The sequence below is a fragment of the Actinocrinis sp. genome (assembly GCF_035650855.1).
Lineage (GTDB): Bacteria > Actinomycetota > Actinomycetes > Streptomycetales > Catenulisporaceae > Actinocrinis.
On the sequence record NZ_DASRGV010000164.1, the window covers coordinates 1 to 2,564 of the forward strand.

A 2,564-nucleotide genomic window follows, 5' to 3' on the forward strand; every position below is an offset into this window, starting at 1 on the left:
CCGTCGGCGTCGGTGGCGACGCGGCCGAAGCCGGTGAACCGGGTGTGATCGCGGCCGAGGAGCGCGCCTGTGGTCTGGTCGCTGCGCAGCGAACCGGGCGCGCCGGTCCGTGAGCCGTCGGGACCGGCCTGCCAGAACTCCAGCAGCGCGTCGGGGATCGGCAGGCCCGCGCCGTCGAGTACGTATCCGTGGACGGTGACGGCGTCGGGATCCGAGGCCGCCGCCATCTCGCCGCCGCGCGCGAAGGGCAGTGCGTAGCCGTAGAACGGGCCGATGGTCTGCGACGGCGTGACCGGGAGCGTCGCCGGCGTATTCGGTTCGGCGGTCATCAGAGCCCTGCTCCGTTCGCATCGCCGGGCTCGAACAGCGTCGCGGCCGGACCGTCGAGCACGATGTCCCAGCGGTAGGCCAGCGACCATTCGGGACTGGACAGGTCGTGGTCATAGGCCGCGATAAGCCGTTCCCTCGCGGCGTCGTCGACGACTGATTGGTAGATCGGGTCGTAACGGAACAGCGGATCGCCGGGGAAGTACATCTGCGTGATCAGCCGCTGGGTGAACGCGGTGCCGAACAGCGAGAAGTGGATGTGCGCGGGCCGCCAGGCGTTGAGGTGGTTGCGCCAGGGATACGGGCCCGGCTTGATCGTCGTGAACTGATACCGGCCGTCGCCGTCGGTCAGGCAGCGGCCGACCCCGGTAAAGTTCGGGTCGAGCGGCGCCGGGTGCTGGTCGCGCTGATGCGCGTAGCGGCCTGAGGCATTGGCCTGCCATATCTCGACGAGTTGGCCGCGGATGGGCCTGCCGTGCCGGTCCAGGATGCGGCCGGTGACCGTCATGCGCTCGCCGAGCGGTTCGCCGGGGTGCTGCCGGGTCAGGTCGGCGTCGAGCGCGGCGACGTCGCTGACGCCGAAGACCGGTCCGCAAAGCTCGGCCGCTTCGGGATCGGTGATCTCGATCGGGCTCTGCTTCGGGTGCCGCAGAATGCTGCTGCGGTAAGGGGCGTAGTCGCGGCGCGGATGCGGTGACGGCTGCGAACCCGGCTGCGCGCCGTTGCGCCGTGCGGCCGAGTGCAGCGCCTCGATCTCGGCGTCTATGTCGGATTGCTTCTCGACGTCCGGGTTGAGCAACGCGGACACCTCCTGCGATGGCATCAGGGGACGATGACGGTGGCGGCCGTGCGCGCGGCCAGGTCGGCGGCGGTGGTTCCGGGCGCCGTCTCGACCAGGACGAAGCCCTTGTCGGTGACGTCGAGCACGCCGAGGTCGGTGATGACGCGGTGCACGCAGGCCCGGCCGGTAAGCGGAAGGGCGCAGCGCTCCAGCAGCTTGGGCGCACCGTCGCGGGTCGTGTGCTCCATCAGGACGATGACACGCCGGGCGCCGTGCACGAGGTCCATCGCCCCGCCCATGCCCTTGACCATCTTGCCCGGGATCATCCAGTTGGCCAGGTCGCCCTGCTCGCTCACCTGCATCGCGCCGAGCACCGCGGTGTCGATGTGGCCGCCGCGGATCATGCCGAAGGAGAGGGCGGAGTCGAAGAAGGCCGCGCCGGGCAGCACCGTGACGGTCTCCTTGCCCGCGTTGATCAGGTCCGGGTCCACTGCATCAGGAGTCGGATACGGTCCGACGCCGAGGATGCCGTTCTCCGACTGGAGCGTGACGTGCACGCCGGTCGGCAGGTGGTTCGGGATGAGCGTCGGCAGGCCGATGCCGAGGTTGACGTATTCGCCGTCGGTCAGCTCGGCGGCCGCGCGGGCGGCCATCTGCTCGCGGGTCCAAGGCATCAGGCGCCCGCCGTTCCGGTCGCAGGGGTCACGGTGCGCCGCTCGATCCGCTTGTCCGCGGCCTCTTCCGGGCTGAGTACCACGATCCGCTGTACGAACACGCCCGGCAGGTGCACCTCGTCGGGGCCGAGCTCCCCCGGTTCGACGAGTTCCTCGACCTCCGCGATGGTGACCCGGCCGGCCATGGCCGCCAGCGGGTTGAAGTTGCGGGAGGACTTGGCGAACAGCAGGTTTCCGTGGCGGTCGCCCTTGGCGGCGTGGACGAGGGCGTAGTCGGTGACGATGCCGCGCTCCAGGACGTACTGCGCTCCGTCGAACTCGCGCACCTCCTTCGGCGGCGAGGCGAGCGCGACCGTGCCGTCCGCCGCGTAGCGCCACGGCAGTCCGCCGTCGGCGACCTGGGTGCCGACCCCGGCCGGGGTGAAGAAGGCCGGGATGCCGCAGCCGCCGGCCCGCAGCCGCTCGGCGAGCGTGCCCTGCGGGATCAGCTCGACCTCCAGCTCCCCGGCCAGGTACTGGCGCGCGAACTCCTTGTTCTCGCCGACGTACGAGCCGGTCACGCGGGCTATTCGGCGCGCGGCGAGCAGCACGCCGAGGCCGCCGCCGTCCACGCCGCAGTTGTTGGACACGACGGAAAGCCCGCTCGCCCCGGCCGCGTACAGTGCGTCGATCAGCACGTTCGGGACGCCGCTGAGACCGAAGCCGCCGACCGCGAGCGAGGCGCCGTCGGGGATATCGGCCACCGCCGCCGCGGCCGAGGCCGCCACCTTGTCCATGCACCG

The 2,564-nt window shown here is 71.1% G+C and carries 4 protein-coding genes; all 4 read right to left on the reverse strand.

Annotated elements, in window-relative coordinates; translation table 11 throughout:
• Positions 1–329: peptidase associated/transthyretin-like domain-containing protein (locus VFB40_RS12260; RefSeq protein WP_527249193.1), on the reverse strand; the 329-nt coding region annotated here is incomplete at its 3' end.
• Positions 329–1,150, reverse strand: a complete 822-nt coding sequence (gene pcaH, locus VFB40_RS12265) for a protocatechuate 3,4-dioxygenase subunit beta (protein ID WP_324850060.1) — start codon at positions 1,148–1,150, stop codon at positions 329–331. The genes pcaH and VFB40_RS12260, both read right to left, overlap by 1 nt.
• Complete coding sequence (locus VFB40_RS12270) at positions 1,150–1,782, reverse strand: CoA transferase subunit B (protein WP_324850062.1); 633 nt, start codon at positions 1,780–1,782, stop codon at positions 1,150–1,152. The genes pcaH and VFB40_RS12270 overlap by 1 nt, the downstream gene beginning before the upstream one ends.
• Positions 1,782–2,558 (reverse strand): CoA transferase subunit A, encoded by a 777-nt coding sequence (locus tag VFB40_RS12275; RefSeq protein ID WP_349261451.1) that lies wholly within the window; start codon positions 2,556–2,558, stop codon positions 1,782–1,784. The genes VFB40_RS12270 and VFB40_RS12275 overlap by 1 nt, the downstream gene beginning before the upstream one ends.
• Positions 2,559–2,564 lie beyond the last annotated feature (6 nt).